General features: G+C 67.4%; 1 protein-coding gene. It reads left to right on the top strand.

Annotated features, from left to right (window positions below; translation table 11 throughout):
• The coding region (locus AC1DWT_RS49470) for an amino acid adenylation domain-containing protein (protein ID WP_477926090.1) at positions 1–4,829 on the top strand (4,829 nt) is incomplete at both ends.

Consider the following 4,829-nt stretch of genomic DNA (forward strand, 5'->3'; position numbering starts at 1 on the left):
TCCGCTGGCACCCCGACGGCACCCTCGAATTCCTCGGCCGCCGCGACCTCCAAGTCAAAATCCGCGGCCACCGCATCGAACTCGGCGAAATCGAAGCCACCCTCACCACCCACCCCGACATCACCCACGCCGCGGTGACGGTACACAAAGGCCCAGCCACCGAACAACTGGTGGCCTACGTCGTGCCCACCCCAGGCGCCCACGTCGCCCCTGAGACGCTCGCCGCGACGGTCGGTGCGCGCCTGCCCGATTTTATGGTGCCGTCGGTGTTCGTGACCCTCGACCGGATGCCAGTGAGCGTGAACGGCAAGATCGACCGACGAGCACTACCCGCACCAGCGCCGTTGAAGCGGCGGTTCCGGCCGCCGGTCACCCCCATCGAGCAGACGATCGCCGAGGTCTTCGCCGACGTCCTCGGCGTCGACCGCGTCGGGGTTGACGAGTCGTTCTTCGCTCTAGGTGGCGACAGCATCGTTGCGATTCAGTTGGTGTCGCGCGCGAAGGCCCGCGGCGTGATGTTTTCCTCGCGCGATGTATTCGAGCGCAGGACTGTTGGCGGCTTGGCTGAAGTCGCGCAGCGTCCCGAGGATTCCGGCCCGCCGGTGGTGCTCGAGGAGTTGCCGGGCGGCGGCGCCGGGTGGATGCCGCTGACCCCGGTCGCGCGGGCGCTGATTGAGCGCGGTGGTGGCTTCGGTCGACTCTCGCAACACTTGTTGGTGGAGCTGCCGCCTGGAATTGACCGCGGTGGGTTGGTGGCGACGGTCGAGGCCGTGCTCGCTCACCACAACATTTTCCGCTCGCGACTTGTTCGCGACGACCGCGGGTGGGGTCTCGTAGCCGGTGGGTCGGATGCCGTCGATGTGGATGGCCTTGTTCGTCGGGTGGAGGTCTCCGCCGATCTCTACGAGGAATCCGCGGTGGCGTTGGCGTCGGCGCATTTGGATGCGGCGTTGGAGCGGTTGGCGCCGACGAAGGGTGTGATGGTGCAGTTGGTGTGGCTCGATTTCCGGTCGGGAGTCAGCGCCGCGCAGCGGCCGGGCTGGTTGCTGATCGTCGCGCACCACCTGGTGATCGACGGGGTGTCGTGGCGGATAATCCTGCCGGACTTGGCCTCCGCGTGGGCGCAGGTGTCCGCTGGGCGTACTCCGGTGTTGGATCCCGTCGGAACGTCGATGCGTCGGTGGGCGCATGCGTTGGTCGAGGAGGCGTCGACCCCGGCTCGGGTGGCGGAGTTGCCGATGTGGCAGGCGCTGTTGCAGGCATCGGACCCGGTATTGGGCCTCCGCCCGTTCAACGCGGCTGTCGATGTTGGATCCACCCTCGACCGTGTCGAGGTGAATGTACCGGCGCCGGTGACGGCGTCATTGCTGGCGACGTTGCCGACACTGTTCCACTGCGGCGTCGAGGATGGACTGCTGGCGGCATTGGCGTTGGCCGTCTGCCGGTGGCGGCGCTCGCGAAAGGTCGTCGAATCCTCGATGCTGATCCAACTCGAGGGGCACGGCCGTCAGGAGCAGATTGCCGCGGGAGCGGATCTGTCTCGGACGGTGGGATGGTTCACCAGTGTGTTTCCGCTGCGTCTGGATATCGGGGACGCTGACCTCGACGGGGCCTTCGCCGGTGGCGCCGCGGCCGGCGTGGTGGTCAAGTCGATCAAGGAGCAGCTGAGGTCGCTGCCAGACAGGGGAATCGGCTACGGGCTCCTGCGCTACCTGAATCGGGAGACTGCCGAGCAGTTGCGGCTGCTGCCTGTCGGCCAAATCAGTTTCAACTACCTCGGCCGGGTGTCTCCCGGTGGCGTACCGAACGACGGGCTGGGGGCCGAGTGGTCACCGTGTTGCCGTCTCGGCGACATCGCCGCTCCGAGAGATGCCGACATGCCAGCGAGCGGGGTTGTCGACATCGATGCGATCGTCACCGACGGCGGCGGGGGTCCGGTGCTGGGCGCCGCGTTCACGTTCCCGACGGGTGCAATCGGGCGGTCCGATGTGCAGGACTTGGCGGAACAATGGTGTGCGGCGCTCGCCGCGCTCGCCACCCATGCGCAGTCCCCCGACGCCGGTGGGCTGACACCGTCGGATCTGCCGTTGATCACCGCGCGTCAATTGGACATCGACCGCTGGGAAGCGGCGTATCCGTCGGTCACGGACGTGTGGCCCTTGACACCGCTGCAGTCGGGTCTGTTGTTCCATGCGCTGTTGGCCGCGTCGTCGGTGGACGTGTATTCGATGCAGGTCGTATTCACCCTCACAGGTCGGGTGGACGCCACGCGGTTGCACGCGGCGGCGCAGGCGGTACTGGATCGGCATCCGAATCTGCGGGTGGCGTTCGTCGGGGGAGCTGACGGCATACCAGTGCAGCTGGTGCTCGATACGTTGCCGGTGCCGTGGCGCGAGGTCGATCTTCGCGGAGTCGACGACGCCGCTCGCCCGGACGCGTTGACCCGGCTGCTGGCCGAGGACCAGGCCAGGCATTTCGACATGACCGCACCACCGTTGATCCGGTTCACGCTGGTCACGGTAGCCGAGGACCGGTACGAGCTGGTCGTCGCCAACCACCACATCCTGCTCGACGGGTGGTCGATGCCACTGCTGATGGCGGACATGCTCGCGCTCTATGCCGCCGGCGACGGGGCGCCGGCGTTACCTCCGGCTCATCCGTATCGCAGGTATCTGGAGTGGCGCGCCGAACAGGACGAGGCGGCGGCGCGGCGGGCGTGGGCGGCGGCGCTCGAGGGTGTCGAGGGCCCAACTCTGCTCGCCCCGGCCGACCCGGGCCGAGAGCTCTCCTCGCGGGCGGGTGAAGTAGTTGCCGATCTCGGTGACCAACGGACACGCGCCCTATCCGAGTTGGCTGCCCGGCTCGATGTCACCGTCAGCACGGTGATGCAGGCGGCCTGGGGAATTTTGATGATGCGGATGACCGGCCGCGACGATGCGGTCTTCGGCGGCACCGTGTCAGGACGGCCACCTCACCTCGCGGGCGTGGAATCGATGATCGGGCTGTTCATCAACACGGTGCCGGTTCGGGTGCGGGCGGATCCGGACGAGTCGATCACCCGACTGCTGAGGCGGATGCACGGTGAACAGGCCGACCTGCTCGACCACCACTATCTGGGGCTCACGGAGATTCAGCAGTCGGCCGGGATAGCAGACGTCCTGTTCGACACGCTGACGGTGTTCGAGTCGTACCCGGTCGAGAGGGCCGCGCTAGTCGAACAGGCCGGCGCGATCGAGGGCATGACGCTGGCTGGTGTCAGCGCCAACGACAACACCCACTACCCCCTCGCCCTGGGAATCACCGTTGACACCCAGATCCGCCTCAGCCTGAAGTACCTCCGCGATCTGTTCGACGAACCATATGTCGAGGCCCTACTGGACCGATACCTGCGTGTTCTCGAAGCCATGATGGCCGATGTGGGGAGTCGGGTCGGTGACCTCGACATCCTCGACGCCGACGAACGACGGAACCTGCTCGACCGCACCGGCGGCCCCGAACACCCCGCCACGACACTGCCCCAACTGCTCACCACCGCCGCCACACACGACCGCACCACACCCGCGGTGCTATACGAAGACCACCACCTGTCCTACCAACAACTCGACACCGCATCCTCCCAGCTGGCACGGATCCTCATCGCCGAAGGCATCGGCACCGAAGACACCGTCGCCATCGCACTGCCCCGCTCCCCCGACGCGGTCCTCGCAGTCTGGGCGACCACCAAAACCGGCGCCGCGTTCCTCCCGATCGACCCGAACTACCCGAAAGACCGCATCACCCACATGCTCTCGGACTCCCGAGCCGCACTCGGATTGACCGCCACCCCACACGCCACAACCCTGCCCGGACCACTGCCGTGGCTCGTCATCGACACCCCCGACTTCGAAACCCGATGCAACACCATGGATTCAGGTCCGATCACCGACGACGACCGACTCCGACCCCTGCACACCACCAACACCGCCTACCTGCTCTACACCTCCGGCTCCACCGGCACCCCCAAAGGCGTCGCCGTCACCCACCAAGGGCTGGCCAACCTTGCCGCCGAACAACGCGAACGATTCACCACCACCCCCGACTCCCGCACCCTGGCCGTGGCATCACCGAGCTTCGACGCCTCGGTCTTCGAACTGCTCCTCGCCGCCGGATCCAGCGCCACCATGGTCATCGCCCCACCCACCGTCTTCGGCGGCGACGAACTCACCCAACTCCTCCACCACAACCACGTCACCCACGCCGTGATCACACCGGCCGCACTGGCCACGATGGACCCCACCCACCTCCACACCCTGCACACCGTCCTCTCGGCCGGCGAGGCCTGCACCCCCGACCTGCTCACCCGCTGGGCCACAAACACCGACACCTCCCGCACCCACGCCCCCCGCCGCTTCTTCAACGGCTACGGCCCCACCGAGACGACCGTGATGAGCAACTGCAGCGGACCACTGCCACCCGGCGGCCCGGTCACCATCGGCGGCCCGATCCGCGGCACCCACGCCTACGTCCTCGACGACCGACTCCGCCCCGTCCCCACCGGCGTGACCGCAGAACTGCACCTGGCCGGGATCCAACTCGCCCGCGGATACCAGAACCAGCCCGCACACACCGCCGAACACTTCGTCGCCAACCCCTACGGCCCACCCGGCCAACGCATGTACCGCACCGGCGACCTCGTCCGCTGGCACCCCGACGGCACCCTCGAATTCCTCGGCCGCCGCGACCTCCAAGTCAAAATCCGCGGCCACCGCATCGAACTCGGCGAAATCGAAGCCACCCTCACCACCCACCCCGACATCACCCACGCCGCGGTGACGGTACACAAAGGCCCA

This window comes from Rhodococcus sp. P4_B6, assembly GCF_056402215.1.